Origin of the sequence: Sinorhizobium sojae CCBAU 05684 (assembly GCF_002288525.1) — a bacterium.
GTDB lineage: Bacteria > Pseudomonadota > Alphaproteobacteria > Rhizobiales > Rhizobiaceae > Sinorhizobium > Sinorhizobium sojae.
In genome coordinates this window covers 3,560,720-3,585,739 of the sequence record NZ_CP023067.1, presented here as the reverse complement: position 1 = coordinate 3,585,739, position 25,020 = coordinate 3,560,720, and the positions used below count along the sequence as shown (strand labels likewise).

Annotated in this window: 28 protein-coding genes and 2 tRNA genes; 14 read left to right on the top strand and 16 right to left on the bottom strand. The window is 63.8% G+C overall.

Annotated features, from left to right (window positions below; genetic code table 11):
- Positions 1–62 precede the first annotated feature (62 nt).
- A complete protein-coding gene (locus SJ05684_RS17295) occupies positions 63–875 on the top strand; it encodes a class I SAM-dependent methyltransferase (protein ID WP_034853553.1) in 813 nt (270 codons plus the stop codon).
- A gap of 159 nt (positions 876–1,034) precedes the next feature.
- Here SJ05684_RS17295 and SJ05684_RS17290 read toward each other — a convergent pair whose 3' ends face one another.
- Positions 1,035–1,700: a YiaD family glycine zipper/OmpA-like lipoprotein gene (locus SJ05684_RS17290; RefSeq protein ID WP_034853551.1), complete on the bottom strand. Its 666-nt coding sequence runs from the start codon at positions 1,698–1,700 to the stop codon at positions 1,035–1,037.
- 326 nt (positions 1,701–2,026) lie between these two features.
- On the opposite strand from SJ05684_RS17290, the gene SJ05684_RS17285 reads away from it, so the two are divergent.
- Positions 2,027–2,665, top strand: coding sequence for an exopolysaccharide biosynthesis protein (locus SJ05684_RS17285; protein ID WP_034853550.1), 639 nt, complete (start codon positions 2,027–2,029; stop codon positions 2,663–2,665).
- Between the two features lie 4 nt (positions 2,666–2,669).
- On the opposite strand, the gene SJ05684_RS17280 is transcribed toward SJ05684_RS17285, so the two are convergent.
- The 4 genes from SJ05684_RS17280 to SJ05684_RS17265 all read right to left on the bottom strand — a co-directional run bounded on the left by SJ05684_RS17280 (position 2,670) and on the right by SJ05684_RS17265 (position 5,307).
- Positions 2,670–3,020: an antibiotic biosynthesis monooxygenase family protein gene (locus SJ05684_RS17280; protein ID WP_050979960.1), complete on the bottom strand. Its 351-nt coding sequence runs from the start codon at positions 3,018–3,020 to the stop codon at positions 2,670–2,672.
- Between the two features lie 101 nt (positions 3,021–3,121).
- Positions 3,122–4,147 carry a histone deacetylase family protein gene (locus SJ05684_RS17275; RefSeq protein ID WP_034853548.1) on the bottom strand — a complete coding sequence of 342 codons (1,026 nt, stop codon included), beginning with the start codon at positions 4,145–4,147 and terminating at the stop codon, positions 3,122–3,124.
- Between the two features lie 36 nt (positions 4,148–4,183).
- On the bottom strand, positions 4,184–4,729 hold the full coding sequence (locus tag SJ05684_RS17270) for a GNAT family N-acetyltransferase (RefSeq protein ID WP_034853546.1): 546 nt from the start codon (positions 4,727–4,729) through the stop codon (positions 4,184–4,186).
- Between the two features lie 2 nt (positions 4,730–4,731).
- The gene (locus SJ05684_RS17265) at positions 4,732–5,307 is read right to left on the bottom strand and encodes a helix-turn-helix domain-containing protein (RefSeq protein ID WP_034853544.1); all 576 of its coding nucleotides are present in this window, start codon (positions 5,305–5,307) and stop codon (positions 4,732–4,734) included.
- A gap of 132 nt (positions 5,308–5,439) precedes the next feature.
- Between SJ05684_RS17265 and SJ05684_RS17260 the strand changes: the two genes are divergently transcribed.
- The gene (locus SJ05684_RS17260; RefSeq protein WP_034853542.1) at positions 5,440–6,681 is read left to right on the top strand and encodes an MFS transporter; all 1,242 of its coding nucleotides are present in this window, start codon (positions 5,440–5,442) and stop codon (positions 6,679–6,681) included.
- 72 nt (positions 6,682–6,753) lie between these two features.
- Positions 6,754–8,589 carry a translation elongation factor 4 gene (lepA, locus tag SJ05684_RS17255; protein WP_034853541.1) on the top strand — a complete coding sequence of 612 codons (1,836 nt, stop codon included), beginning with the start codon at positions 6,754–6,756 and terminating at the stop codon, positions 8,587–8,589.
- A gap of 115 nt (positions 8,590–8,704) precedes the next feature.
- Here the strand turns inward: lepA and SJ05684_RS17250 are convergent, their stop codons facing one another.
- The 3 genes from SJ05684_RS17250 to SJ05684_RS17240 all read right to left on the bottom strand — a co-directional run bounded on the left by SJ05684_RS17250 (position 8,705) and on the right by SJ05684_RS17240 (position 10,398).
- Positions 8,705–9,211, bottom strand: a complete 507-nt coding sequence (locus tag SJ05684_RS17250; RefSeq protein WP_034853539.1) for a GNAT family N-acetyltransferase — start codon at positions 9,209–9,211, stop codon at positions 8,705–8,707.
- A gap of 137 nt (positions 9,212–9,348) precedes the next feature.
- On the bottom strand, positions 9,349–9,834 hold the full coding sequence (locus SJ05684_RS17245; RefSeq protein ID WP_034853532.1) for a GFA family protein: 486 nt from the start codon (positions 9,832–9,834) through the stop codon (positions 9,349–9,351).
- A gap of 108 nt (positions 9,835–9,942) precedes the next feature.
- The gene (locus SJ05684_RS17240) at positions 9,943–10,398 is read right to left on the bottom strand and encodes a DoxX family protein (RefSeq protein ID WP_034853530.1); all 456 of its coding nucleotides are present in this window, start codon (positions 10,396–10,398) and stop codon (positions 9,943–9,945) included.
- 213 nt (positions 10,399–10,611) lie between these two features.
- Between SJ05684_RS17240 and SJ05684_RS17235 the strand changes: the two genes are divergently transcribed.
- Together SJ05684_RS17235 and SJ05684_RS17230 are read left to right on the top strand one after the other, a co-directional pair.
- On the top strand, positions 10,612–10,893 hold the full coding sequence (locus SJ05684_RS17235) for an Rdx family protein (RefSeq protein WP_034853529.1): 282 nt from the start codon (positions 10,612–10,614) through the stop codon (positions 10,891–10,893).
- Positions 10,894–10,907: 14 nt separating this feature from the next.
- The gene (locus SJ05684_RS17230; protein ID WP_034853528.1) at positions 10,908–11,321 is read left to right on the top strand and encodes a YqaA family protein; all 414 of its coding nucleotides are present in this window, start codon (positions 10,908–10,910) and stop codon (positions 11,319–11,321) included.
- A gap of 12 nt (positions 11,322–11,333) precedes the next feature.
- On the opposite strand, the gene SJ05684_RS17225 is transcribed toward SJ05684_RS17230, so the two are convergent.
- Positions 11,334–11,960 (bottom strand): ribonuclease D, encoded by a 627-nt coding sequence (locus SJ05684_RS17225; RefSeq protein WP_034853526.1) that lies wholly within the window; start codon positions 11,958–11,960, stop codon positions 11,334–11,336.
- Between the two features lie 119 nt (positions 11,961–12,079).
- On the opposite strand from SJ05684_RS17225, the gene SJ05684_RS17220 reads away from it, so the two are divergent.
- Positions 12,080–12,409 carry a hypothetical protein gene (locus SJ05684_RS17220; protein WP_034853524.1) on the top strand — a complete coding sequence of 110 codons (330 nt, stop codon included), beginning with the start codon at positions 12,080–12,082 and terminating at the stop codon, positions 12,407–12,409.
- Between the two features lie 83 nt (positions 12,410–12,492).
- Positions 12,493–13,524: a hydroxyacid dehydrogenase gene (locus tag SJ05684_RS17215; protein WP_034853522.1), complete on the top strand. Its 1,032-nt coding sequence runs from the start codon at positions 12,493–12,495 to the stop codon at positions 13,522–13,524.
- A gap of 217 nt (positions 13,525–13,741) precedes the next feature.
- Here SJ05684_RS17215 and SJ05684_RS17210 read toward each other — a convergent pair.
- Positions 13,742–13,826: transfer RNA gene (locus SJ05684_RS17210), tRNA-Leu, on the bottom strand.
- Between the two features lie 303 nt (positions 13,827–14,129).
- Here SJ05684_RS17210 and SJ05684_RS17205 point away from each other — a divergent pair.
- The gene (locus tag SJ05684_RS17205) at positions 14,130–14,651 is read left to right on the top strand and encodes a BA14K family protein (protein ID WP_034853520.1); all 522 of its coding nucleotides are present in this window, start codon (positions 14,130–14,132) and stop codon (positions 14,649–14,651) included.
- Positions 14,652–14,801: 150 nt separating this feature from the next.
- Here SJ05684_RS17205 and SJ05684_RS17200 read toward each other — a convergent pair whose 3' ends face one another.
- The gene (locus SJ05684_RS17200; protein WP_034853617.1) at positions 14,802–15,134 is read right to left on the bottom strand and encodes a DUF6665 family protein; all 333 of its coding nucleotides are present in this window, start codon (positions 15,132–15,134) and stop codon (positions 14,802–14,804) included.
- Positions 15,135–15,462: 328 nt separating this feature from the next.
- Here SJ05684_RS17200 and SJ05684_RS17195 point away from each other — a divergent pair, with 328 nt between their 5' ends.
- Positions 15,463–17,034 (top strand): hypothetical protein, encoded by a 1,572-nt coding sequence (locus SJ05684_RS17195; RefSeq protein ID WP_034853518.1) that lies wholly within the window; start codon positions 15,463–15,465, stop codon positions 17,032–17,034.
- A gap of 141 nt (positions 17,035–17,175) precedes the next feature.
- Here SJ05684_RS17195 and rpsA read toward each other — a convergent pair whose 3' ends face one another.
- From rpsA to aroA, 3 genes are all read right to left on the bottom strand, one after another.
- Entirely contained in the window at positions 17,176–18,882 is a 1,707-nt protein-coding gene (gene rpsA / locus SJ05684_RS17190; protein WP_034853516.1) for a 30S ribosomal protein S1, read from the bottom strand.
- A 267-nt stretch (positions 18,883–19,149) separates the two neighbouring features.
- On the bottom strand, positions 19,150–19,788 hold the full coding sequence (gene cmk / locus SJ05684_RS17185) for a (d)CMP kinase (protein ID WP_034853515.1): 639 nt from the start codon (positions 19,786–19,788) through the stop codon (positions 19,150–19,152).
- A complete protein-coding gene (gene aroA, locus SJ05684_RS17180; RefSeq protein ID WP_034853513.1) occupies positions 19,788–21,155 on the bottom strand; it encodes a 3-phosphoshikimate 1-carboxyvinyltransferase in 1,368 nt (455 codons plus the stop codon). The genes cmk and aroA overlap by 1 nt, the downstream gene beginning before the upstream one ends.
- A 284-nt stretch (positions 21,156–21,439) precedes the next feature.
- Between aroA and SJ05684_RS17175 the strand changes: the two genes are divergently transcribed.
- Both SJ05684_RS17175 and SJ05684_RS17170 read left to right on the top strand, forming a co-directional pair.
- Positions 21,440–21,832 (top strand): TIGR02300 family protein, encoded by a 393-nt coding sequence (locus SJ05684_RS17175; RefSeq protein ID WP_034853504.1) that lies wholly within the window; start codon positions 21,440–21,442, stop codon positions 21,830–21,832.
- Positions 21,833–22,078: 246 nt separating this feature from the next.
- Positions 22,079–22,154 (top strand) — tRNA-Ala (locus SJ05684_RS17170).
- 53 nt (positions 22,155–22,207) lie between these two features.
- Here the strand turns inward: SJ05684_RS17170 and SJ05684_RS17165 are convergent.
- Complete coding sequence (locus SJ05684_RS17165; RefSeq protein ID WP_050979959.1) at positions 22,208–22,636, bottom strand: cupin domain-containing protein; 429 nt, start codon at positions 22,634–22,636, stop codon at positions 22,208–22,210.
- A gap of 143 nt (positions 22,637–22,779) precedes the next feature.
- Here SJ05684_RS17165 and SJ05684_RS17160 point away from each other — a divergent pair, with 143 nt between their 5' ends.
- Both SJ05684_RS17160 and SJ05684_RS17155 read left to right on the top strand, forming a co-directional pair.
- Positions 22,780–23,571, top strand: coding sequence for a YdcF family protein (locus SJ05684_RS17160; protein ID WP_034853498.1), 792 nt, complete (start codon positions 22,780–22,782; stop codon positions 23,569–23,571).
- 68 nt (positions 23,572–23,639) lie between these two features.
- Positions 23,640–24,275 carry a trimeric intracellular cation channel family protein gene (locus SJ05684_RS17155; RefSeq protein ID WP_034853497.1) on the top strand — a complete coding sequence of 212 codons (636 nt, stop codon included), beginning with the start codon at positions 23,640–23,642 and terminating at the stop codon, positions 24,273–24,275.
- Positions 24,276–24,464: 189 nt separating this feature from the next.
- Here the strand turns inward: SJ05684_RS17155 and irrA are convergent, their stop codons facing one another.
- Positions 24,465–24,887 (bottom strand): iron response transcriptional regulator IrrA, encoded by a 423-nt coding sequence (gene irrA, locus SJ05684_RS17150; protein ID WP_034853507.1) that lies wholly within the window; start codon positions 24,885–24,887, stop codon positions 24,465–24,467.
- Positions 24,888–25,020 lie beyond the last annotated feature (133 nt).

Genomic DNA, 25,020 nt, shown 5'->3' with positions numbered 1-25,020 from the left:
GACCTGCGGGTGAACGACTGCAGCATTCGCTCATCCCGTTTCGTATGGCCCCGGAGCACGCGATGGAACCGGAGATCCGCTTCACGGGAGTGAGGGAAACCCTGCTCATTACACTGCAGGCGAAGGCTGATGAAAGTCGCATGCCGAATTCCTTTCTCAACGATCGCCGCGCCGCCGCGGTGCTCCGGCGGATCGGCCAGGATTTCGAGCGACTGAGGGTCGGTCACGACATGGCCGTCGGCATCGCGATCCGCGCCCACCTGCTCGACCGTTGGACCGCCTCCTTCATCGATCGGAATCCCGATGCGATTGTCGTGCATCTCGGATGCGGGCTCGACAGTCGGGTCTTTCGCGTCGCCCCTCCCCGACAGGTGCGCTGGTTCGACATCGATTTTCCGGACGTCATCGCCCTCAGACGGAAGGTCTATCCCTGCCCTGAAGGCTACATGATGATCGCCGGATCCATCGTCGGGAAGAGATGGATGGAGAAACTCGCTAGCGACGGCCCCGCCATGATCATTGCCGAGGGAGTGCTGCCCTATCTGAAGCCGGATCAGGTGCCGGCATTGTTGCGGCGTCTTGTTGGCCATTTCCCCAGCGGCGAAATTGCCTTCGATGCCTATAGCTCCATTGCGACACGACTACTCTGCTACAATCCCGCCATTCGAGCCACCGGCGCCGTGCTCCGTTGGGCCGTCGACGACCCGGGCGAGCTTGAGCGGAAGGTACCAAGTCTCGCACTGGTCGAGGATCATTGCGAGTGGGATGGAGAGCAACTGGCGCGCCTGTCACCGCCGACCCGCATCGCCTTGCAGTTCCTGCAGCTCGGCTTCGTCCACTGTCGCATGGGCCGGCTCCTGCGCTACCGCTTCTAGCGCTCGGCCCGAAAATCGGACCGATTTTCGGAAAGCACGATACGCAGATTAGAGAGTTACAGCGATTTTTGCGCGTCTGAAATGACGCGCGGCGTTCTTAAGAGAAAGGGCCGCACGGTTTCCCGTCGGCCCCCAATCGTGTGAATGCGGATGTGAGACTCAGCCCTGTTTGATGGGCGCGATCGAGATCTCGACGCGGCGGTTCTGGGCGCGGCCGGCTTCCGTGGCGTTCGAGGCGACCGGGCGCTCCATGCCGTAGCCCATGGTGGAGATGCGCCGCTGATCGATGCCGCGGCTGCCGAGATAGTTGGCGACCGAGGCGGCGCGGCGCTCGGAGAGACCCTGGTTGTAGGAGGCGCTGCCGGTCGAGTCGGTATGGCCGTCGACGTCGATCAGCGTCTTGTTGAACTTGCGCAGCACGATCGCGACCGAATCGAGCGTCGGGTAGAAGTCCGGGATCACCTGGTCGCGGTCGGTCGCGAAGGTGATGTTTGACGGCATGTTGAGGATGATGCGGTCGCCTGCGCGCGTGACCGAGACGCCGGTGCCCTGGAGCTGGGCGCGCAGTTCCGCTTCCTGCTGATCCATGTAATTGCCGACGAGGCCGCCGCCGAGCGCGCCGATGCCGGCGCCGACGAGCGCGGCGTCACGGCGTCCGGCGGCGCTGCCGCCGACCAGGAGACCGGTCGCCGCGCCAAGGCCCGCGCCGATCAGCGCGCCACCGGCCGTGTTCGACATCTTCTGCTCTCCCGTATAGGGATCGGTGGTCGTGCAACCGGAGAGATAGACGGCGGCAACTGCCAGGATGGCGCATTTCTTGATCATCGAATCACTAATCCCCATTGGTGCTGAAGCTGCTTCATACCATGGATTGCGGCAGGAAGATGAAGCGCCGGCCGCTTTCCACAGGGGCGGACCGAGAGACCGCCCGCACGAGGGCCATGGCGGCGCTGCTTTCGCCACATTGCTGTCCAGAGCGCCAGCTAACCGAGCCTCACACACAACCGCCCTTAGGACGCGCAGCTCTGTCAGGCGCGACGAGCGGAGTCGCATTCGGCACCAGGATAGATTACTGAAGGCAAATGAGACGCTGTGCCCCTTGCACGGGCGGATGTTGCAGGCGGACCAGCGCGAATGGAGAAGGGCCAGACATGACGATCGAATTCGGTGATACGGAACGCAGTCTCAGCGATACGCTCACCGGCATGATCGCTTCGATTCGCGGCGACACGATCACGCTGCGCCAGCTGATGGTCGAAATAGGCGAGCAGGGATTCCTGCTTCTTTGCGCGCTGCTGACGCTGCCGTTCCTGATCCCGGTGTCGATCCCCGGGGTGAGCACCGTCTTCGGGGCAGCTATCATTCTCATCTCTCTGGCGATCACGCTGAACCGTCTCCCCTGGTTGCCCCGACGCATTCTCGACCGGCAGATCGAGACCGAAAAGCTGTTGCCGACTCTCCGGAAGGGAGCGATGTTCGTTGCGAAACTCGACCGTTTCGTGCGACCGCGGCTTCACGGGCTTACCCAGGGCGCCGTCATGAACCGCTTCAACGGTCTGATGATCATGGCCGGCGGCGTGCTGCTAATGTTCCCGCTCGGGCTGGTACCGCTGTCGAATACGCTGCCGGCCATCGCCATCCTGCTCCTGTCGCTCGGCATTATCCAGCGGGACGGGCTGACGGTGGCCGCGGGTTATTTCTTTCTCGTCGCGACCACGATCTATTTCACCATGCTCGGCTATGCCGCATTCGCCGCCGGTCAAGGCCTTTCGAACTTCTTCATCTCCTGAGGCGTCAGGCAACAAGCGAGTCCAGGCGCTTGTAGCTGCCGAAATCGGTGCGGATATTGAGCCGCCCCATCATCGCTTCCCGGTCGAGGCGCAGTTCCCGGTCCAGTGCCGCCAGGGCGGCGACGACCCGGGGCGCGACCTCCTCGCTCGCAAACTCGATCATCGTGACGAAATTGAACACGCCCGGACCGGAATTCTGTTCCAGGATCCAATCGCGTACATGACCTTCCTGGCTGCGGATGACGGCAAAGGTCTTCGCCACGAGATCGAGGAACTCGTCTCGCGCTTCCGGCGGCACAGCGAATTTGTTCACACGGTACAGGGGCTGCGACGCGGCCTGCTCAATCACACTCATCGACTTCTCCTTTGAACGCGGCCGCTCAATCGCGGCCTGACAAACGCGATCATTGGTACGACCTCAACCAAAGTTGAGGTCAATAGCCGGACGAAGAAAAATCAGCGGGCGATGCCCTTGAGCACATTGGCAACGTTCAGCCCGATCTCCGGGACGCCATAGCCACCCTCCATACAGAGGACGATCGGCAAGCCTGTCTCCTTCAAGCGTTCGCCCATGCGGAGATAATCCTGCGACATCAGCTTGAAGAAGCTGATCGGATCGCGCTCGAACGTGTCGACGCCCAGCGAGAGAACGAGCGCCTCGGCGCCGAAACCGGCAATGCGCGACAGCGCGTCTTCCATCGCCGCGCTCCAGGTCTTGAAGGTCGTGCCGCGGGGCAAGGGATAGTTCTTCGTCGAGCCGAGGCCGGCGCCTGTCCCTTCCTCGTCAGCGAAACCGAGGAAATGCGGGAAGGCATCGGCGGGGTCGCCGTGCAGCGAGGCGAAAAAGACGTCGGCGCGTTCGTAGAAGATATCCTGTGTGCCGTTGCCGTGATGGAAATCGACGTCGAGGACGGCGACCTTCGTCGCACCGACATCGCGCAGGCGCTGGGCCGCGCAGGCGGCGTTGTTGATGAAGGAATAGCCGCCGAAGAGGTCGATCGCGGCATGATGGCCGGGCGGCCGGCAAAGCGCGAAGGCGGCAGGGTTGCCGGCGGCGACATGGTCCGCCGCCGAGATCGCGCAATCCATCGCCGCGCGTGCGGCAGCGAAGGTGCCCTCGGTGATCGCCGTCTCGGCGGCGAAGGCGTAATAGCCGAGCGCACCGTCGACATCCTTCGGCGGATGCTGGCGCATGCGCCTTGCCGGGAAGCAGGCGGGAATCGCCTCGCCCCGATAGCCGTCCGCAACCCAGCGGTCCCACGCCGTCTCGAGGAATTCCAGATAGTCCGCCGAATGAAGCTTCAGCGCCGTTTCCATGCCGTGACGCTCCGGTGCGACGACATCGAAAAAGCCCGCTTCTTTGACGGAAGCGAGGATCCACTCCGCCCGAAACGGTGCCTCGAAGGGAGGAACGAGCTCGCCGCCATGCAGCTCGGTCTTCGCGTCTCTGAGCTTGTGGTCTTCGGAATAGAATACGCGCATCGAGTGGGTCCTGATTAAAGAGGTTTTCGAGCCAAACTACTCCACGTTTCGGCAGCGTGCGAAGACATGCTTGTAGAAGAAGGTCGTTGCGCAATAGCGGCCGTCCGGCATCAGCGCATAGTCGGGAACGACGCCCGCGCGCTGCCAGCCGAAGCGCTCGTAGATGGCCTCGGCCGGTTCGCCGGTGGCGGTATCGAGCACCAGGACCCGCCTTCCCCTTTTCACCGCTTCGGCCTCCGCTTGCTCCATCAGCCGGCGCGCAAGGCCGAGCCCGCGCGCCTGCCGGTGTACGAGCAGCTTCTTGATGTCGGCACGGTGCGGCTGGTTCGGCATCGTCGCGAGGCCGATCTGCACGGTGCCGAGCGCCCGGCCATCGACCTCGGCGACGATCAGCACGGTTTCGCTCCGCGCAACTGCGGCCGCAACGCCTTCCCAGAAAGGGCGTGCATCCTGCGGGGTAAGGGGCTGCAGAAATCCGACGGATGCGCCGCCCTCGACGCAATCGGAAAGCACCTCGGCAAGCGCCGGCAACGCGTCGCGCGCTTCGTCTTCGGTGAGGACGCGGATGATTGCATCGGGCATGGTTACACCTTGGTGCGGCAGAGGATGACGGCGTAATGCGCCGGTTCGCCATAGGGATTGTGAAAGACATGGGCCTCTTCGAGCCCCATGAAGAGGCAGTCGCCCGCCTCGAGCACCAGCGGACCACTCTCCATCGTCAGCTCCAGCCGCCCGGAGAAGAGCCAGAGGTGCTGGGTGATGCCGCGGTCGGCCGGCTGGCGTTCGAAGACGACGCGCGCGCCCGGCGGAAACTCCACCTCGACGATATCGACGGGCGAACCGAGACCTTCCGGCGAAACCGACCGGCGGAGATAGCCACTTTCCGGATCGCGCCAGAGCCGCTGCTCCGCCCGCCGCGCAATCGGCGAGGCGTTCTTGCTTGCGGAGGCAAAAAGGGCCGACAGCGTCGTACCGAGCGCACTGCAGAGTTTCGCCAGGAGCTGGGCCGTCGGGCTCGCCTCGCCGCGCTCGACGCGCGAGATCATGGCGCGGCTGACGCCGGAGCGCGTGGCCAGTTCATCGAGCGTCAGCGCCCCGGCCGCGCGCAGTTCGCGCACGCGCTCGCCGATCGTCTGTTCCAGAGATGTCAATTCATCCATTATTTGAGAATGTATTTCTCTTATAATAGAGTCAAGCGCCGCAAGAAATAAATTTCGCCGATGCCGCTCGGACGACATCGCGACGGCGGCAGCCGCGCTAGTTTGCCTCCAGGGTTTCGGGAGGAGAGCAGCATGAGCAGGTCCCCTTCGGCGCTCCTGTCGATCGCCAGCATCGTCACGTCGATGACGGCGGTCGCCATCGGCAACGGCATGATGCTCGCTTATGTCCCTTTCGTCCTGACGCGCTCGATGGCGCCGGAATGGGTTCCGGGTGCGGCGGTGACGGCGATCGCCTTTGGCGGGCTCGTCGGCTGCGTGCTGGCGGGTCCGCTGATCCGCCGCGTCGGCCATGCCCGGGCCTTTTCCTGCTCGATGGCGCTTGTCATCCTCGCCGCGGTATTGATCAGCCTGGGCATCAATCCGGCGCTCTGGATCCTTGCCCGCGGCCTTTACGGCGCCGCCGCCAACACCAACTTCATCATTGCCCAGAGCTGGCTGAACCATGCCAGCGACAATCGCTGGCGCGGCAAGGCCATGGCGCTCTTCTACATGGCCTATGTGATCGGACTTGGGACCGGAGCCTGGCTTTTCGGGCAGGTCCCGCTCGAGGGCAATTTCGCACCGATCGCGACCATCTTCTTCACGGCGATCGCCATCCTCCCGATCGGGCTCACGCGCCTGCCGACGCCGCCAGCACCCACGCGGGTGCGCATCGACATCGCCATGGCCTGGCACAGTTCCCCGGTCGCCTTCATCGGCGTGCTCGCCTCCGGCGGCCTCTCGATGCTAGTGCAGGGCTTCACCCCGATCTATGCCGCCGCCAATGCGATGAGCCAGCGCGACGTGGCGACGCTGATGTTCGTGATGCAGTTCGGGCTGCTCCTCATCCAGTATCCGATGGGAGCGCTTTCCGACCGGGTCGACCGCCGAATCGTGCTGATCGCCACCTCGGCGCTCATCACCGGCGCGGGGCTTGCGGCCCTTGTCGTCTCTTTCGACAGGCTCTGGCTGCTGATGCTCGTCTTCGCGATCTTTGCCGGGGCTGTCGAAACGATCTACTCGATCGCCAACGCCCATGCCAACGACCGCACGGATCCGGACGATTTCGTGCCGCTTGCAAGCACGCTGCTCGTCGCCTGGTCGACGGCGGCGACCTTGGTGCCGATGCTGGTGACCGCACTGACACCCGTCTTCGGCGCCCGCGTCTTCATTCACGCGACGATGGCGGTGGCCCTTCTATACGCCGCCTTCGTGCTCCTTCGCCTGCGCTCGCGCGCGCGCGTCCCGCCGCAGCTTCGCGAGGCCTTTGAGTTGAAGAGCGCGCAGGTACCGAATGTCGCTCAGCTGAGCGAGGCGGAGCCGCGTCCTGAATAGCCGTCTCACGGGCGAATTTATAGTGAACGAAGCCTTCATTTCCCGCTTTGCGCCGCCTGATCGCGCTGCTATATGCGGCCCATGAGCACACCGAATTCCAAGACGCCCCTGTCGAACATCCGCAACTTCTCGATCGTGGCCCACATCGACCACGGCAAGTCGACGCTGGCCGACCGGCTGATCCAGCTGACCGGCGGGCTCGCCGAGCGCGAAATGTCCGAGCAGGTGTTGGACAGCATGGACATCGAGCGCGAGCGCGGCATCACCATCAAGGCGCAGACCGTGCGCCTGCACTACAAGGCCAATGACGGCGAGACCTATGTCCTGAACCTCATCGACACGCCCGGGCATGTCGACTTCGCCTACGAGGTCTCGCGCTCGCTCTCAGCCTGCGAAGGCTCGCTGCTCGTCGTCGACGCCAGCCAGGGCGTGGAAGCCCAGACGCTCGCGAACGTCTATCAGGCGATCGACAACAATCACGAGCTCGTCACCGTGCTCAACAAGATAGACCTGCCGGCAGCCGAACCGGAGCGGATCAAGGACCAGATCGAGGAGGTGATCGGAATCGATGCCTCCGACGCGGTGATGATCTCGGCCAAAACCGGTCTCGGCATTCCCGACGTGCTCGAAGCGATCGTCAACCGGCTGCCGGCGCCGAAGAGCCCCGGCGGCGAGAAGGCGCCGCTCAAGGCCCTGCTCGTCGACAGCTGGTACGACACCTATCTGGGCGTCATGGTTCTGGTGCGCATCATCGACGGCGTCTTAACCAAGGGCCAGACCATCCGCATGATGGGCACCGGCGCCAAATACACGGTGGAGCGCGTCGGCGTGCTGACGCCGAAGATGGTTGCGATCGATTCGCTCGGCCCCGGCGAGATCGGCTTCATCACAGCCTCGATCAAGGAAGTGGCCGACACCCGCGTCGGCGATACGATCACGGATGAAAAGCGCCCGACAGCGGCAGCGCTCCCTGGCTTCAAGCCGGCCCAGCCGGTGGTCTTCTGCGGACTCTTCCCGGTCGACGCGGCCGACTTCGAGGAGCTGCGCAGCGCCATGGGCAAGCTGCGCCTGAATGACGCTTCCTTCTCCTTCGAAATGGAATCCTCCGCCGCGCTCGGCTTTGGCTTCCGCTGCGGTTTCCTCGGGCTCCTGCATCTCGAGATCATCCAGGAACGCCTTTCGCGCGAATTCGACCTCGACCTGATCGCGACCGCCCCATCGGTCGTCTATCAGCTGACCATGACCGACGGCACCGAGAAGGAGTTGCACAATCCGGCCGACATGCCGGACGTCGTCAAGATCGCCGAATTCCGCGAGCCCTGGATCCGCGCGACGATCATGACGCCGGACGAATATCTCGGCGGCATCCTGAAGCTCTGCCAGGACCGGCGCGGCATCCAGACCGAACTCACCTATGTCGGCAACCGCGCGATGCTGACTTACGACCTGCCGCTGAACGAAGTGGTTTTCGACTTCTACGACCGGCTGAAGTCGATATCCAAGGGCTACGCCTCCTTCGACTACAACCTCTCCGATTATCGCGAAAGCGACCTGGTCAAGATGTCGATCCTCGTCAATGGCGAGCCGGTCGATGCGCTGTCGATGCTCGTCCACCGCTCGGCGGCGGAAAAGCGCGGCCGCGTCATGTGCGAGAAGCTCAAGGACCTGATCCCGCAGCACATGTTCCAGATCCCGATCCAGGCGGCGATCGGCGGCCGTATCATCGCCCGCGAGACGGTGCGCGCGCTACGCAAGGACGTAACCGCCAAGTGCTACGGCGGTGACGCCACCCGCAAGCGCAAGCTTCTGGAAAAGCAGAAGGAAGGCAAGAAGCGCATGCGCCAGTTCGGCAAGGTGGAGATCCCGCAGGAGGCGTTTATCGCGGCGCTGAAGATGGGCGACGAGTGATATGGCCGCAAATGCGGTACATGAACTCGGCGGCTTGGTCACGGACCTGCCAGATCAGCGCGACGAGATTGTCTCTGCCGCGGACTTTACCTTTCAAAGCTTCTGACACGGCCCGTCATTCCAGCAAATATCGTTTCGAAATCCGGTCGACACGGCGTCCGCCCTTGAGCGGCACGGCCTCGTCGATCTTGTAGTCGATGAAGCCCATCCTGCTGTAATAGGCCAGGCCGCCGACATTATCCGCGCGGATCGTGGCATTGATGGCCGCGAAGCCGGCGTCGCGGGCATGGGCCCTCGTGGCGGCGAAAAGCGCCGAGCCGGCTCCCGGAACTTTCCGATGCGGGCGGGCGAAGGTGCCGATATCCACCCAACGGTCCGGCAGACCATCCGAGCGCTCCAGCGCCTGGAAGGCACAGGGCCGGCCTTCACCGTCCTCCGCGACGAAGCAACTGACGAAACCCGGACCCGCAAGGAAATGCGAGGCGAAGCGTTCATTTGTGAACGGCGTTTCGTGAGCCGTGGTGCCGCCGATCCGGATGATCTCGTTGAGAAAACCGCGGAGCGCCGGCACGTCCGCCGTGCGCGCCGTGCGGACCTTGAACGTTGTCACGGCTTCCGTCATCGAAATCTCCCTCTTTTCCAACTCAACGCAGAACCCGCGCCGGTTGCCCACAACCGTCGTATCTGCCGCCACGTCTCGGTCACGACCGCACCCGGCCGGGCGGAGTCCCGCCGCCATTCTGTCGCGCTCGCTCGCTGTCACGCCCGCGCCTTTGCCTTGGCCCGCGCCGTTTCGAGCCGTTCCAGGCTCTCCTTCGGCCACTCCGCCTTGACGTCGTAATAGGCCTCGAAGGCCCTGGCGCCCGGCGGCAGAGGCAGCCAGTCGAGCTTCGAGCGGGTGTAGATATGCACATCGGGTGTAAATTCGGCTGGCGGGTCGAGCGTAGCCAGCCGCAGGAAGGAGAGCCATTTTCGCCGGCCATAATCGCTCCAAAGCGGCGATTGGCACTCGGCGCAACGGTAGACGTCATGCGGACGGCCGCTATCGGTCGAGAGCGTCACCAGGACGGGTTCGCCCTGGAGAAGCTCGACATTCTCCGTCTCGACAAGGCCATTGATGGCGAAGGCGCTGCCGAGCTGGCGCCGGCAATCCGTACAGTGGCAACAATGGACGAACATCGGCCGGCGCTTCAGCCGGTAGCGGATGCGGCCGCAGAAACAGCCGCCTTCGATCGCTTCATGCATGGTCCACCTCCTTCAACCGAGATGACCACGGGCAACGCCGGCTTGCAAGAGCGGCTTCCAACCGCACCGGCATACGGTCGCAGCGGACCCTGTGCCGGTGCGGGCGATTTAGAATTGCTTGCCGAGCTTGGCGTCGACCGAATGACTGTTGGCACCGCGGATCGCGAAGAAGAAGGTGATCGCCGCCCAGAGGATCGACTTCTCGGCGCCGCCGAGACCCTCGCCCAGGGCGATACCATGGAAATAGACCGTGACGAGCAGCACGATGGTGGCCGCAAAGGCTGCGGGCCGGGTCAGCAAGCCGATGGCGATGAAGATGCCGCCGAAGAATTCGGTGGCGGCGAGCAGCGGCGACCAGAAGACGCCCGGATAGAAGCCGAGGCCTTCCACCATTCCGACCGTCCCGAAGGGATCAAGGATCTTGCCGTAGCCATGGGTGACGAGCAGCGCACCCGCGAGCACGCGCAACAGCGTCTCGGCAAGGCTGTCGAGTGGCAGGTAGATCTTCTCGAGCGCCGGCAGTATCGCGCGCGGCCGGCCGTTCGTATGGGTGGTGTCGGTCATTGGTCCCTCTCTTAGGATTTGCAATGCGAGATCTCTTGCCACGCAGCGCCTGGAAGGCAAGGGGCGCCCGAAAAAATCATGACTGCTTCAGTTGACATTTGTGTGAAGCGTCCGGTCCGATGGTAACTCTTTGAATCTGCGCATTGCCGAAATCGGTTCCGATTTTCGACCGATGCGCTATGGTGCCGCCAGCATCATGAGGGACCTGTTTCGATGAGGGAAAAGCCGCGCGTCACGATTCTCTATTGCACCCAGTGCAACTGGTTGCTCAGGGCCGGTTGGATGGCGCAGGAGTTGCTCTCGACCTTTGCCGACACGCTCGGTGAGGTGGCGCTGATCCCCGGCACCGGCGGCAATTTCGAGATCCGCGTCGATGGCGAGCTCGTCTGGGAGCGCAAGCGCGACGGCGGCTTTCCCGGCCCGAAGGAACTGAAGCAGCGAATCCGCGACGTGATCGAGCCCGAGCGCGATCTCGGCCACGTCGACAGGAGCTGACGCTGGATCCCGGTATGCTGGCGGGCGTCTTCGGCGCCGCCTTTCTCTCCGCAACCCTGTTGTTCGGCCTGTCGGAAGCGGCGGTCGTCGCCGCGGCGCTTACGGCCGAAACGAGCCGGACAGCACTCTTTCTCGCGGCAACGTCCGGCAATGTGCTCGGCGCGCTCGTCAACTTCGCGCTTGGCCGATACTTCGTGCGTTTCGAGGACCGAAAGTGGTTTCCCGTGTCACCGCCCGCCCGGCGGAAGGCCGAGACGCTGTTTACCCGCTACGGACAGCCGGTGCTGCTTTTCTCCTGGCTTCCGATCATCGGCGATCCGCTGACCTTGGCCGCCGGCTTGCTGCGGACGCCGCTCGCCGTCTTTCTCGCCTATGTGACGATCGGCAAGGCGGCGCGCTATGCCGCGCTTCTGTGGCTGACGCCCTGAGCAGCCGCACTCTCAGCTATGGGCAAATATGTCGGTCTCTTCCCAACCGAGCAGGTCGAGCTTGGCACGTGTCGGCAAGAAGGCGAAGCAGGCTTCGGCATGCTCCATGCGGCCGTCGCGCAGAAGGCGCTCGGTCAGCTTGTCACGCAGCGCATGCAGATAGAGCACGTCGGAAGCCGCATATTCGAGCTGCGCCGGCGAGAGGATTTCGGCGGCCCAATCGGACGACTGCTGCTGCTTGGAAATATCGACGTCGAGCAGTTCCTTGAGATTGTCCTTGAGCCCGTGCCGATCCGTATAGGTGCGGGTCAGCCGCGAAGCGATCTTGGTGCAGAAGACCGGCGCCGCCGTGACGCCGAAGGTGTGGAACAGCACTGCGATATCGAAGCGGCCGAAGTGAAAGATCTTCTGGTGGGTGGGATCGGCGAGCATCGCCATGAGGTTCGGCGCTTGCCTCTGGCCGGCGGCGATGCGGATCACGTCGGCGCTACCGTCGCCCGGAGAGAGTTGCACGACGCAAAGGCGGTCGCGGCGGGGGACAAGGCCCAGCGTTTCCGTGTCGATCGCGATCGCACCCGTGTAGCGGGCGGCATCCGCCGCGGAAATATCGCCTTCGTGGAACCTTATTGTATTTGCCATCGAAAATCCCCAAATGCCTTCAACGTCGTTGGCCTATAGCGCAAGTTTGGAGGCCGCGATACCGTTCCTCTCGCGTCGGCGTCGAATCCGCCGGCCCCCTGCCGGAAAAGTCCTCAAGCATGATCAGGTTTCGCTCCGCCTCGGCGCTTCCTCTCACCGCCCTGCTTCTCGGTCTCTCGTCCCAGCCAGGCTGGGCGGACGGGGCGACGCTGCAGCTTGCACAGGCATTTCGCGACCTTCCCGGCGTGCAGCCGCTCAATCCGCTCAGGCAAGGCGACGACGTGGTCTGCGAGCAGGTTTTCGTCGACCGTTACGGGCCGTTCGAGCCATCCAGCGGCCGGCCCCGCTACGAAACCATCTACCGCTGCCGCAAGGGCGACGGCCCGGTCTTCCAGAGCGGTCGGCTGCCGCCGTCGCTCGAGCGGCAGAAACGCGGGCTGAACTATTGAGCCGAAGCCGCCTTGGCAAGGGTCGCCTCCTCCTGCAAAGATGAAGCGGTTTGCCGTTCCCGCAGCCGATCGGGAGGAGAAACATGACGGAGATGCACCGGCCACTCGTCATCAGCGCGCCCGCGCCGCGTACGCTCGATCTGATCTTCACGCCCACGGCCCTTGCCCTGCTCCACCGCCGCTATCGTGTGGTCGAAGCAGATCCTGAGGACATTGCCGGGCTCGGCGACGAGACGCTCGGCGAGGCGCGCTACATCATCGGCCAGCCGCCCTTGGACGAGGACACCCTCCAGCGCCTGCCACGTTTGCGGGCGATCCTCAACGTCGAAAGCAATCTCCTCGACAACATGCCCTATGAGGTGCTTTTCCGCCGCGGCATCCATGTGCTGACGACGGGGCAGGTCTTCGCGGAGCCGGTGGCGGAACTTGGGCTCGCAATGGCGCTCAATCTCGCCCGCGGCATCGTCGATGCCGATCTGGCCTTCCGCGATGGGCGCGAGCTCTGGGGCGGCGAAAGCAACCGCTCGGCGCGGCTCCTTTCCGGTTCGGAGATCGGCATCATCGGCTTCGGTGACCTCGGACGAGCTTTGAACCGTGTGCTCTCCGGATTTCACGCCAGGATCCGCGCTTATGACCCCTGGCTGCCGGCCTCCCTCCTCAAGGACAGCGGCGTCGAGCCGGCTCCGCTGGAAACGGTGCTGACGCAAAGCGATTTCGTCTTCGTGGTCGCCGCCGTGACGAGCGAGAATGAGGGTTTGCTCGGCGCCGATGCCTTCGCGAAGATGCGCCGCGGCGCCGCCTTCATTCTCCTCAGCCGCGCCGGCGTCGTCGACTTCGACGCGCTCGTTGCGGCAGTCGAGCGTGGCCACATCCTGGCGGCGAGCGACGTCTTTCCGGAAGAACCGCTGCCGCTCGACCATGAGGTCCGCCTGCTTCCGGGTTTCCTACGCTCGGCGCATCGCGCGGGCGCGCTCGACGTCGCTTTCAGAAAGATGGGCGACATGGTGCTCGAGGACATGGAGTTGATGGATCGCGACCTGCCGCCGATGCGCTGCAAACGGGCAGAGCGGGAGACGGTCAGGCGGATGCGCTCGCGGCCGGTCACGGTCAACTGAAGGCTCGAAGGCATGAACAAGGACCACGGCACGACGATCCTCGCAAGCGCCGCCGCCAAGGACGCTTGACGTTTAGGAGGCCGTGGCGGCAATGCCGGTGATCGCCCCTCGGGCGGGCACGGTGGCTTGCGTGCGCCGGGGTCCTCAAATGCGAAAAGCCCGGCAAACCGGGCTTTTTCTGCAGTTCATGATCGTGCGAAACAATCTGAAAGGAATTTGGTGCCCAGAAGAGGACTCGAACCTCCACGCCTCGCGGCACAGGTACCTGAAACCTGCGCGTCTACCAATTCCGCCATCTGGGCGACGGACCGGCATGTAAAAGGCCCGGCCTGAAGTGTCAACAGGCATTTTGAAGTTTTCGTGTCGGAAGGCGAAAAAGCCGGGACAAAATCCTGCGGGCGAGTGAAGGCGCTTCGCCGGTGGGGGCCATGCCTGGCGCGATAGATGAAGAAATTCAGTGACATCGCCGCTCAAGGGGCGCATGCTTGATGAACGCTGACCGGCGCGGAAATCCGGCGATGCAGATGCGCCCCCCGGCGTTGGGCATAAACCTGAACAGAGGGGACAGCAACCGGAAAGGACGACTTTCGGAAAGTGAGGACAAGATGACGGGGTTTCGCAATTTCGTTTTGAGCTGCGCATTGGCGGCCACCTCCGTAATCCCTCCTGCAGCGCCTGCCAAGGCCATGCCGCGCCCGGCGCTGGACATAGCGCCCACGGCGGCGGGGGATATTGAGCCCGTGCGCCACCGTGGATCCTATTATGGCTGGGGCCCGCGCTACCATCGCCCGTGGTCGGGCCATTACGGCGGCTGGGGTCGCGGCTATTATCCGAGGCGCTCGGGCATCAGCATCTATTTCGGGACGGGTCCCGGCTACTATCCGGGCCGCCACTATTATGGGAATCGATATTATTTCGGCCCCCGCTACTACGGTCCCGGCTACTATAGCTACCGCTATTTCCGTCCCGATTACGGCTATCGCCATTACCGTCCCGGCTATGTCCGGCGGGGCTATAGCGCGCATGTGAACTGGTGCCTGTCGCGCTATCGCTCCTACAATCCGGCGACCAACCGGTATCTGGCCTATAGCGGTCTCTACAGGGTCTGCTACTCGCCGTATCGTTAGCGCATCGGCCCGAAAATCGGAACCGATCTTCGAAAAGTTCGGTGCCCAGACTCAAGGCGTTACAGCGATCTTCGCGCGTCTGAAAGACGCGCGGCGCCGTATAGCCTGCTGCAGTCCGGAGATCCGTTGCGGGGGACGCTCGGCCCGAGACTATCGTTTTCGGACGATGCCCAGGCGCGCCATGACCTCCTTTGGGATACCATAGCGGCAAACGGCGTCGCGGCTGTCGCGGAAGCCGCAGATCTCGCGCTGGATCAGGAAGGCCCAGACCGCATCGGCGGCTTCGTCGAGCAGCCGCTGGCGCTCCTCCGGCTGCTGCGTTCCCCCGTCGAAGCCGTTCAGCGCCGCGATCGCCTTCTCGACCTTCAGTCCGTGACGGCCGAGCGCGTCGGCGCGCTCCGCCATCAGCTCGTATTCGAAGACGTTGAGGCCGCTGCCGGCGGTCCCGTGACGGCTGAGCGATTGCGGCGGGCGGACTGTCATCGGCGGCTCCATCAAGGCGCGCTTGGATCGGGCTGCATGTCTCGTCGGGCAGAATGGACCGGGACGAGTTCCCGTGCAAGGGCAGCCCCGACCGCCCGCAACAGGGTTAACGCTTCATAAACTTCTTCAGCCTATTTTTGGCGATCATGCCCAAATACAAGCCCGCTTCGTACCCATGCGGGCTACTGCTAGTCCCTTGAAACCGACCTCTATTCAAGGACAAGACATACAGCAACCCAGCGCATGAGGCGCCCCTCCGACGGCCTGAAATCGCGGCGGCGAGCACAGCTCGACTCGAGATCGCCGCGCGCTTGGAGACTAGACGCTGATGCCCATTGTCACGATCAGGAACGCGACCGGCCCGGGCGATGACGCCGCCCAGGGCGTTCGCCGTTCGCTGCCGGCCGTGGGCCAGCGGACAGAGACGGTCCAGAAGATCGTCGATGCGCTCGCCCGTCACCTTTCCGGCGAGCAGGTTCTTTCCCGCGACGCCGTGGCGCGGTTGATCGACGATCTTTCTCGTCTTCTGAAATCAACGCTCCTGCCCCAGGACAAGGGACGCGCCGTCGCTCGGCACCTGATGGCGTTCATCGAGTCCTTGCCCGCACCCGAGCGTCTCTCCGTCGAGAAGGAACTCTCCCGCAATCCGATACAACGTTTGGCCGCGGCAGCACGCGAAGCGGGAACCGTGCCGCCGGCCAAGCCCGGGGCCGCACCGCCGCTTCCCGCCGAGCGGCCTGTGTTTCGCAACCTGCCCCTGTCGGCGTCGGCGCCACTGCAGAACCCCGCTGCGCTGGCACCGACATCGGCCGACGCGGCGATGCTGCAGGCGATGCTAAAAAGGGCCTTCGACGCCGACGGCGAGGCCGCGGCGATCGAACCGGCGATCGATGATCGGCCCGAGGCAAGGCCGGACGCAGCGCGCGCGGACACTCGCAAGGCCGAAAATGTCGGCGAGAGCCGCCAGGCTCCGACCGAAACGCGCAATCCGGCGGCGGCAGAAGCCGCGCCCACCCCGTTCGAAGACGGCACAATCGAAACGGCGCACAGGACATTGCCCGGCGAAGCCGAAGCCGGCGCGCCGCGGGCGTCCGCTCAGAAAAGCGAGCAGGCAGCGGTGCCAGCCGCAGGCGATACATCGGGCTCCGATCCGCCCGCAGAGGGCGAAGCGAATTCGGATCAGGTGCGACGCGGCGGGGCAGAGCGAGCGCCGGAAGAAGGTCCCGACGGGCTGGACTCCGACGGTACCTACGGGCCGCCGCGCGCCAAGGGAGAAGGCGACCGGCAACAGGCGCGGCAGGCCGCCACGCGGAATGAAACCGCAGCCGCCTCGCGCACTCTCGGCGATGCTATCAAGGCGCTTGCGGCCGACGGCCCCGGCGACTTGCACAAGCCGACGATGGGCGTGCGTTCGGAACCGCCGGAGGCCCTCGGCGATGTACGGCTGTCGTCACGGGATCTCTCCGCTCCGGTACAGCCGAGAGATGCGGCTTTTCGGCCGCGAAGCACGATGACAGGCGCCGAACCTTCCGCCGATCCCGCTGCCGCGGACCCGCCGGACGCCCCCGAACCGGGCAGCGTCTCCAACACGCAGCGCCCGCGGCAGGCGGCCGAGGATCCGTCCATGCAGCAGGCGATCGCCCTCCTCGTCGACAGCGGGCTTCCGAAAGAAATCATCCCCTTTGCACTCGTCCCGTACCCGCCAGCCCAGCCGGAGGCGGAAAGCGACGATCGGGAGCAGGAGCCGCAGGACGAGAACAACGAGGATGCCGAAGCCGGAGCGGAGGATGGCGGCGAGGGCGAGGAGGCGCGGCAGCGCGGCGAGGACGATCCGCTGGAAGAGGAGCTGGACGCGGCCGATCCCTATGATCTCTACAGAAAGCTCGGCGGTCTCGGCTAACGGCCTTCAGTTGGGGTCACTCCCCACCGGGCCGATGCGCTCGAAGCGCATCGCAACCGAAATATCCACCGGCCACGTCCCGCGCAGGAAAAAGCCCGCGGAAATCGCTCTCCGCGGGCCCTATTGCTATCAGAGCAATGACTACTCGTTGCTCTGGCGGTTCTTGAGCGCTGCGCCCAGGATGTCGCCGAGCGAAGCGCCGGAGTCGGACGAACCGAACTGAGCGACGGCTTCCTTCTCCTCCGCGATTTCCAGAGCCTTGATCGACAGCTGGATCTTGCGGTCCTTCTTGGAGAAGTTGGTGACGCGGGCGTCGACCGTCTGGCCAACCGAGAAGCGCTCCGGACGCTGCTCGTCGCGGTCACGCGAGAGATCGGCGCGGCGGATGAAGGCGATGATGTCCTCGTGGTTGACGAGCTTCACCTCGATGCCGCCATCGTTGACGCCGATGACCTCGGCCGAAACGACGGCATTCTTGCGCAGTTCGCCGGAAGCGGCAGCTTCACCGACGGAGTCCTTGCCGAGCTGCTTGATACCGAGCGAAATGCGCTCCTTGTCGACGTCCACATCGAGAACGACAGCACGGACGACATCGCCCTTGTTGTATTCCTCGATGACCTGCTCGCCCGGACGGTTCCAGTCGAGGTCGGAAAGGTGCACCATGCCGTCAACATCGCCGTCAAGGCCGATGAACAGGCCGAATTCGGTCTTGTTCTTGACTTCGCCTTCGACTTCGGTGCCGGCCGGATGGCTATGGGCGAATGCCTGCCACGGATTCTCGAGCGTCTGCTTGAGGCCGAGCGAGATGCGGCGCTTGGCCGGATCGACTTCGAGAACGACCACGTCGACTTCCTGGCTGGTGGACAGGATCTTGCCGGGATGGACGTTCTTCTTGGTCCAGGACATTTCGGAGATGTGGATCAGGCCTTCGATGCCCGGCTCCAACTCGACGAACGCACCGTAGTCGGTGATGTTCGTGACCGTACCGGTGATCTTCTTGCCGACCGGATACTTCGCACCGATGCCATCCCACGGATCGGACTCGAGCTGCTTCATGCCGAGCGAGATGCGGTGGGTTTCCTGGTTGATGCGGATGATCTGAACCTTGACCTGCTGGCCGATGCTCAGGATCTCCGACGGATGGTTGACGCGGCGCCATGCCATGTCGGTGACGTGCAGCAGGCCGTCGATGCCGCCGAGGTCGACGAATGCACCGTAATCGGTGATGTTCTTGACGACGCCTTCGACAACCTGGCCTTCCTCGAGGTTCTGAACGATTTCAGAACGCTGCTCGGCGCGGGACTCTTCGAGAACCGTGCGGCGCGAAACGACGATGTTGCCGCGGCGCTTGTCCATCTTCAGGATTTCGAAGGGCTGCGGGTTGTGCATCAGCGGGGTCACGTCGCGGATCGGACGGATGTCGACCTGCGAACGCGGCAGGAAGGCGACGGCGCCGTCGAGATCGACGGTGAAGCCGCCCTTGACCTGGTTGAAGATGATGCCTTCGACGCGCTCGCCGGCTTCGAACTTCACTTCCAGGCGCTGCCAGCTTTCCTCGCGGCGAGCCTTCTCGCGCGAGAGCACGGCTTCGCCGAGCGCGTTTTCGATGCGCTCAACGTAAACTTCGACCTCGTCGCCGACCTTGAGCGAGCCGTCCTTGGCCTTGGCGCCGAATTCCTTCAGCGGCACGCGGCCTTCGACCTTAAGGCCGACGTCGACGATGGCGACGTCCTTTTCGATGGCCGTGATGACGCCCTTGGCGACATAGCCTTCGGCGAGGTCCGTCTTGGCGAAGGACTCTTCCAGAAGCGCTGCGAAATCATCACGGGTGGGGGTGGTTGCAGACATATAATCTCCTGCTGCGTCTCGCTTGAGACGCATATGCGCCGGGGGTTAGCGTTGAACGGCCTGAACCCAGTCCGCCCCTCCAATTAACGGGGCATTCCGGCGCTTGGACGGAATTTCAGGCTTCTTCGGAACGCGCTGACCATTCTGTCGAATTGTCATCACGCTCCAGATTCTTTGATTTCGCATGATCCGTCCCGAAAACCGCTGCACAGTTTCCGGGGCCATGCAGGAAGGCTGTCCGGCCAGGGCCGAGGACAAGGCCTTTCCTCAAATCTTCTCTTTCAAGGCCGCGTCGATCAGCGTCTTCGCCGCCTGGAATGCCGCCTCTATACTCATTTCAGACGTGTCAAGCAAGTGTGCGTCCTCGGCAGGCCTGAGCGGGCTGTCGGCCCGGCCCATGTCGCGCTCGTCGCGCTTCTTCACGTCCTCGAAGATGGCCGCATAGTCGGCACTCCCGCCGCCGGCGACGATCTCGTCGTAGCGCCGCTTTGCCCGGACTTCGGGCGAGGCGGTCACATAGAGCTTCACCGCCGCATCGGGGCAGACGACCGTGCCGATGTCGCGCCCGTCGAGCACCGTCCCCGGCTCCTTCCGCGAAAAGGCGCGCTGCGCCTCGACCAGCGCCCGGCGCACGGCCGGCATGACGGCGATCTTCGAGGCTGCCTCGCCGATCGAATGGGCCGAGAGCACGGAGCGATCCAGGCCGGCAAGCTCCACCTCTCGCGCCGTCTTCTCCGCCACCCTCTCGTCGTCGAGCGGCAGCCCGGCATCGAGAAGCGCCTTGGCCGTGGCACGATAGGTGAGCCCGGTATCGAGATGATGGAAGCCATATTCATCGGCGATGCGGCGCGAGAGCGTTCCCTTGCCGGCTGCTGCGGGCCCGTCGATGGCGATTACGAGAGTCATCACGCGGCCTTTGTTTCGGCCTGCTCGATCTTCGCGCCAAGCCCGGTCATCAGATCCATGAATTCCGGGAAGCTGGTGGCGATCATCGTGGCGTCGTCGACCGTCACCGGATGCTCGGAGGCGAGCCCCATGACGAGGAAGCTCATGGCGATGCGGTGGTCGAGATGGGTTTTCACCTTTTCACCCGAGGCGTTGCCGAGGCCCTTGCCATCGGGGCGCCCCCGCACGACGAGCGAGGCTTCGCCCTCGTCGCAGTCGACACCGTTGAGCTTCAGACCATCGGCGACGGCGGAAAGGCGGTCCGATTCCTTGACGCGCAGCTCGTCGAGCCCGTTCATCACCGTGGCACCCTCGGCAAACGCGGCGGCGACGGCGAGCACCGGATATTCGTCGATCATCGACGGTGCGCGCTCTTCCGGCACGGTGACGCCCTTCAATTCTGAATGGCGCACGCGCAGATCCGCGACGTCCTCGCCGCCGGCAAGGCGCTTGTTCATCACCTCGATGTCGGCGCCCATTTCCTGCAGCGTCAGGATGAGGCCGGTGCGGGTCGGGTTCATCAAGACGTTGAAAATGGTGACGTCGGAACCCGGGACGATGAGTGCGGCGACAAGCGGGAAGGCGGTCGAGGACGGGTCGCCCGGCACGTCGATCACCTGGCCGGTCAGCCTGCCGCGGCCCTCGAGGCGGATGGTACGCACGCCCGTCGCATCGGTTTCGACCGAGAGATTGGCGCCGAAGCCCTGTAGCATCTTTTCCGTATGGTCGCGCGTCATCACCGGCTCGATGACCGTCGTGATGCCGGGCGTATTGAGGCCGGCGAGCAGCACGGCGGACTTCACCTGGGCGGAAGCCATCGGCACTCGATAGGTGATCGGGTTCGGCGTCTTCGGCCCGTGCAACGTCACCGGCAGGCGGTCGCCCTCGGCCGACTGCACCTGCACGCCCATCTTACGCAGCGGATCGAGCACGCGGCCCATCGGCCGCTTCGTAAGCGAGGCGTCGCCGATGAAGGTGGAATCGAAGTCGTAGACGCCGACCAGGCCCATGGTCAGGCGGCAGCCGGTGCCGGCATTGCCGAAATCGAGCGGCGCTTCCGGCGCGAGCAGCGCGCCGTTTCCGACACCGTCGATGATCCAGGTATCGCCCGCCTTGCGGATCTTCGCGCCCATGGCCTGCATGGCCTTTCCGGTGTTGATCACGTCTTCGCCTTCGAGCAGGCCGGTGATGCGCGTCTCGCCCGAGGCAAGGCCGCCGAACATGAAGGAGCGGTGCGAGATCGACTTGTCGCCGGGGATGCGCACCGTACCTTTAAGATCGGAAGACTTGCGGGCGGTGGCGGGCCGTGGGCTCTGGCCGTGGGACATGGTGCTTTTCCTCTGACAATCCGGCGTGGCGGCGGCCGCAAGCGCCTGCTGTTGTGGCAGCAGGTGGAGCCGCTTCGTCTGGCGCGCTCCGTAACACAAAGCTGAAAAAGGGTCATCCTCTCGAGGAGAAGAAATTGCGGCGACGCGACAGCGGAAGTTTGTCTTTGACAGAGGCGGCCAAGACGATTAAGGGGACCGGCTAATCAACCATAAGCTTGATACCTTTCCACCAGCCGGGATTACCGGCACGCGCCGGCTCGCCGGCCATTCAAGAGGCTTTGACAGTGGCAAAACCGGAACTTGGAACAAAGCGTATTGACCCGGAAACGGGGCGCAAATTCTACGATCTGAACCGTGATCCGATCGTCTCCCCCTATACGGGCAAGTCCTATCCGCTGTCCTTCTTCGAGGAAAGCTCCGTCGCCAAGGTGCTCGAGAAGGAGGAAGAGGAAGAGGTCACCGAAGTCGATGCAGAGAACACCGAAGTCGAACTCGTTTCGCTCGAGGATGCCGAAGACGAAGCCGCAGGCGGCGATGACCTGCCGGACCTCGGTGATGACGACGTCGAGATCGACGGCGACGATGACGACGACACCTTCCTCCAGACCGACGACGAAGACGACGATGACGACATGAGCGACATCATCGGCGTTTCCGACGACGACGAAGACGTCTGATCCCGCTTCAGCATGCGGTCGGTCAGCCGCCCGCACCTCCAGCGCTAAGCGCCCTAAAAGACGTACGAAACCGCCCCGCCCGCCGCAACAGCCCGCGGTCGGGGCTCAAAGCCGGGAGAAAAAGAAAATCGCACCGGCCTTCAATTTTCGGCTTGCCATCCGCACAAAGCAGAAGTAATAAGCCGCCACTCGCCGGGCACGATGGCCCGACGATCTTCCCGGACCGGCACAGCCGGACCCTTCGATGGGGCTATAGCTCAGCTGGGAGAGCGCTTGCATGGCATGCAAGAGGTCAGCGGTTCGATCCCGCTTAGCTCCACCAAATTCTCTCCCCCCGAGGCTCCTTATACCAATCTGCACCCGAGCGGCATGCCATCACTCTGTCGCAACCGTTGTCGGCTTCCCTTGTGCGCCGATGAAGACCACGAGGATCTTGCTTGGCATGTCGGACACGTTGAAGGCCTGGTGCTTGCGGTTCTGCGTTTCGATGAACGCCTCCCCCGCCTTGTAACGATGCGGCTCCTTGCCTTCCGTTCTCAATTCCACCTCACCTTCCATGACATAGACGTAGACGGGCACGGGATGTTCGTGCAGGGCGGTCCGTCCGTCTTTTGCAAGCGTACCGATAACGGAGATCACCTCGGGCGTTCCGGTCGGGTAGACAATCGGGTCGTCATCCCGGCTTACACCCGTCTTGATCAGCGGCCGGGTCTCGAAACCCTGCGGCAGCGGATCGTCTTGAGCAACCGCAGCCGTGACGCCCAGCAGAACGAGACATGTCGAAAATGCGCAAACTCGTTTCATCGGTTTTCCTCCCTGTTGTACCACCGCCATTTTACGTCACGCAGGCCGCATTGGGCAGACACCAAGGTTACTGCACGCCGGATCGAAATTCGTTCTCCGGTGATTTTCCGGAATTTTAACCATCCGCCCCGAAAAACAGCCCAATGTTTCTCGCCTCCAAAATCTTCTGGCTCGTCGCTCAGCCGCTCTCCCTCGCCTTCTTCAGCTTGCTTCTCGGCTTGCTGCTGACCTTTGCCCGCCTTCGGCGGACCGGCGGCGCCTTCGGCGCACTCGGGCTTCTCGTGCTGTTCTTGAGCCTTTACACGAGCACGGGCTCCTATTCATTACAGATCCTGGAAGACCGGTTTCCTCGGCCCTCGCCGCCGCAGGAACTCTCCTGCATCATCGTGCTTGGCGGGGCCTTCGAGAACGAGGTGATGGCGGGGCGGGGCGGCGTGGAGTTCAATCAGGCTGGAGATCGCTTCGTCGAGACCGTCAGGCTCGCGAGGACCTATCCCGCGGCGCGTATTTTGGTGTCCGGCGGCGACGGCTCGTTCAGCGGCGCCTATGCGGGCGACGCCCGGGCGTCGGGGACCTTCTTCGCTTCCTCAGGCATCCGGCCGGAACGCCTGATTCGCGAGGAAGAATCGCGCACGACCTTCGAGAATGCGGCGAACACGAAGGACCTGCTCGCCGTGCATGGGCTCGAGAACTGCGCGCTCGTCACCTCCGCCTTCCACATGCCCCGTTCGGTTGGCCTGTTCCGCAGGCTCGGCGTCGACGTCACGCCCTGGCCTACGGACTATCGCACCAACGGCAGGGTTCGGTTCGGCTTCGATTTCACCCAGCCCTCGCTCAATGCCCAATTGACGACCACCGCGGCGCGCGAATGGATCGGCCTGATCGGCTACTATTTGACCGGCCGCACGCCGACGGTCCTGCCGGACTCGGGTTGAAGGCAGCATTGACGGGAGGGGGCGAGCTGCGCCAGCCTGCAGTTCACCCACAAACGCACGGAGCCCCGATGCCGATCCTCGAAATTCTCGATTATGCCGGAGTCGCGGTCTTTGCGGCGACCGGCGCACTGTCGGCTTCGCGCAAGCAACTCGACATCATAGGCTATATCTTCCTCGCTTCGGTGACCGGCATCGGCGGCGGTACGATGCGCGACGTCGTCCTTGGCGCCACCCCCGTGTTCTGGGCGGTCAACCCCGCCTATCTCGTCGTCTGCGCCGTGGTCGGCCTTCTCGTCTTCTTCGGAGCTCACCGTATCGAGTCGCGCTACCGGATGCTCGTCTGGCTCGATGCGATCGGCCTTTCGGCCTATTGCGTCATGGGCGCGGCAAAGGGGCTGGCGGCCACCGGTTCGCCGATCGTCGCGCTCGTGACCGGCATGCTGACGGCAACCTTCGGCGGGATGCTGCGCGATCTCCTCGCCGGTGAGCCTTCGGTGCTGCTCCGGCCGGAGATCTACGTCACCGCGGCGCTCGTCGGTGCCGGCGGCTTCGTGCTGGCGACGATCGCCGGTCTGCCGCTCGCAGCAAGCTCGGCTCTCGGCGTGGCTTCGGCCTTTGCCGTGCGCGGCGGGGCGCTTCGATACGGCTGGACGCTGCCGACCGGCAAGGCGGGGCCGGGACGCGACCCGGATGAGGTGATGTGAGAGGTCATACCAACCTGCACCGATATTGACCGATTGCGTGGGACCGACTGCGGGTGTCCGGCGAGGAGCACACCGCAGAGCGATGCTCATGCATCGGTTGAGGATTGCGACGCGGCCGGCGGCCGACAGACGGACCACCCGAAGGGCCGGCGCAATCGGTCAATATCGGTGCCGGTTGGTATCAGGCGCTCAGCACTCGGACTTGCGGCGCAGGCGGATCACCACATCGACATGGGAGATTTCCATGCCTTCCGGTGCCTCGGGAAGATTGTCGATCTGAATATTGCTCACCGGAATGTCGAGGACCTCGTTCTCGCCCTCGACGAAGAAATGGTGGTGATCCGAGACATTGGTGTCGAAATAGGTCTTCGCACTCTCGACGGCGAGAACGCGGATCATGCCCGCCTCGGTGAACTGGTGCAGGGTGTTGTAGACGGTCGCGAGCGATACCGGGACGCCGGCGGCAACCGCCTCCTCATGCAGTTCCTCCACCGTCAGGTGGCGGTCGCCCTTGGCGAAGATGATATCGGCAAGCGCCACGCGCTGGCGCGTCGGACGCAACCCCGAACTGCGCAGCCTCTCCTGCGAAGAGATCTCCATTGCTTTCGTCATACGGCAGCCGTTCCGATATTCCTGCTGAAGGACCATGGATTATCAGCTTGCGATATAGCTTCTGGCGCCGATGCTTTCAATAGATTCCGGGCCCAAAGAGGCGCGCAAAAGCCTGAAAATTGGGCTAAAGCGG

What these genes read in the sequence shown, in the direction of transcription:
- SJ05684_RS17295 (WP_034853553.1), top strand. Translation starts at nt 63, where the DNA reads ATGGAACCGGAGATCCGCTTCACGGGAGTGAGGGAAACCCTGCTCATT.
- SJ05684_RS17290 (WP_034853551.1), bottom strand. Translation starts at nt 1,700, where the DNA reads ATGATCAAGAAATGCGCCATCCTGGCAGTTGCCGCCGTCTATCTCTCC.
- SJ05684_RS17285 (WP_034853550.1), top strand. Translation starts at nt 2,027, where the DNA reads ATGACGATCGAATTCGGTGATACGGAACGCAGTCTCAGCGATACGCTC.
- SJ05684_RS17280 (WP_050979960.1), bottom strand. Translation starts at nt 3,020, where the DNA reads ATGAGTGTGATTGAGCAGGCCGCGTCGCAGCCCCTGTACCGTGTGAAC.
- SJ05684_RS17275 (WP_034853548.1), bottom strand. Translation starts at nt 4,147, where the DNA reads ATGCGCGTATTCTATTCCGAAGACCACAAGCTCAGAGACGCGAAGACC.
- SJ05684_RS17270 (WP_034853546.1), bottom strand. Translation starts at nt 4,729, where the DNA reads ATGCCCGATGCAATCATCCGCGTCCTCACCGAAGACGAAGCGCGCGAC.
- SJ05684_RS17265 (WP_034853544.1), bottom strand. Translation starts at nt 5,307, where the DNA reads ATGGATGAATTGACATCTCTGGAACAGACGATCGGCGAGCGCGTGCGC.
- SJ05684_RS17260 (WP_034853542.1), top strand. Translation starts at nt 5,440, where the DNA reads ATGAGCAGGTCCCCTTCGGCGCTCCTGTCGATCGCCAGCATCGTCACG.
- lepA (WP_034853541.1), top strand. Translation starts at nt 6,754, where the DNA reads ATGCGGCCCATGAGCACACCGAATTCCAAGACGCCCCTGTCGAACATC.
- SJ05684_RS17250 (WP_034853539.1), bottom strand. Translation starts at nt 9,211, where the DNA reads ATGACGGAAGCCGTGACAACGTTCAAGGTCCGCACGGCGCGCACGGCG.
- SJ05684_RS17245 (WP_034853532.1), bottom strand. Translation starts at nt 9,834, where the DNA reads ATGCATGAAGCGATCGAAGGCGGCTGTTTCTGCGGCCGCATCCGCTAC.
- SJ05684_RS17240 (WP_034853530.1), bottom strand. Translation starts at nt 10,398, where the DNA reads ATGACCGACACCACCCATACGAACGGCCGGCCGCGCGCGATACTGCCG.
- SJ05684_RS17235 (WP_034853529.1), top strand. Translation starts at nt 10,612, where the DNA reads ATGAGGGAAAAGCCGCGCGTCACGATTCTCTATTGCACCCAGTGCAAC.
- SJ05684_RS17230 (WP_034853528.1), top strand. Translation starts at nt 10,908, where the DNA reads ATGCTGGCGGGCGTCTTCGGCGCCGCCTTTCTCTCCGCAACCCTGTTG.
- SJ05684_RS17225 (WP_034853526.1), bottom strand. Translation starts at nt 11,960, where the DNA reads ATGGCAAATACAATAAGGTTCCACGAAGGCGATATTTCCGCGGCGGAT.
- SJ05684_RS17220 (WP_034853524.1), top strand. Translation starts at nt 12,080, where the DNA reads ATGATCAGGTTTCGCTCCGCCTCGGCGCTTCCTCTCACCGCCCTGCTT.
- SJ05684_RS17215 (WP_034853522.1), top strand. Translation starts at nt 12,493, where the DNA reads ATGACGGAGATGCACCGGCCACTCGTCATCAGCGCGCCCGCGCCGCGT.
- SJ05684_RS17205 (WP_034853520.1), top strand. Translation starts at nt 14,130, where the DNA reads ATGACGGGGTTTCGCAATTTCGTTTTGAGCTGCGCATTGGCGGCCACC.
- SJ05684_RS17200 (WP_034853617.1), bottom strand. Translation starts at nt 15,134, where the DNA reads ATGACAGTCCGCCCGCCGCAATCGCTCAGCCGTCACGGGACCGCCGGC.
- SJ05684_RS17195 (WP_034853518.1), top strand. Translation starts at nt 15,463, where the DNA reads ATGCCCATTGTCACGATCAGGAACGCGACCGGCCCGGGCGATGACGCC.
- rpsA (WP_034853516.1), bottom strand. Translation starts at nt 18,882, where the DNA reads ATGTCTGCAACCACCCCCACCCGTGATGATTTCGCAGCGCTTCTGGAA.
- cmk (WP_034853515.1), bottom strand. Translation starts at nt 19,788, where the DNA reads ATGACTCTCGTAATCGCCATCGACGGGCCCGCAGCAGCCGGCAAGGGA.
- aroA (WP_034853513.1), bottom strand. Translation starts at nt 21,155, where the DNA reads ATGTCCCACGGCCAGAGCCCACGGCCCGCCACCGCCCGCAAGTCTTCC.
- SJ05684_RS17165 (WP_050979959.1), bottom strand. Translation starts at nt 22,636, where the DNA reads ATGAAACGAGTTTGCGCATTTTCGACATGTCTCGTTCTGCTGGGCGTC.
- SJ05684_RS17160 (WP_034853498.1), top strand. Translation starts at nt 22,780, where the DNA reads ATGTTTCTCGCCTCCAAAATCTTCTGGCTCGTCGCTCAGCCGCTCTCC.
- SJ05684_RS17155 (WP_034853497.1), top strand. Translation starts at nt 23,640, where the DNA reads ATGCCGATCCTCGAAATTCTCGATTATGCCGGAGTCGCGGTCTTTGCG.
- irrA (WP_034853507.1), bottom strand. Translation starts at nt 24,887, where the DNA reads ATGACGAAAGCAATGGAGATCTCTTCGCAGGAGAGGCTGCGCAGTTCG.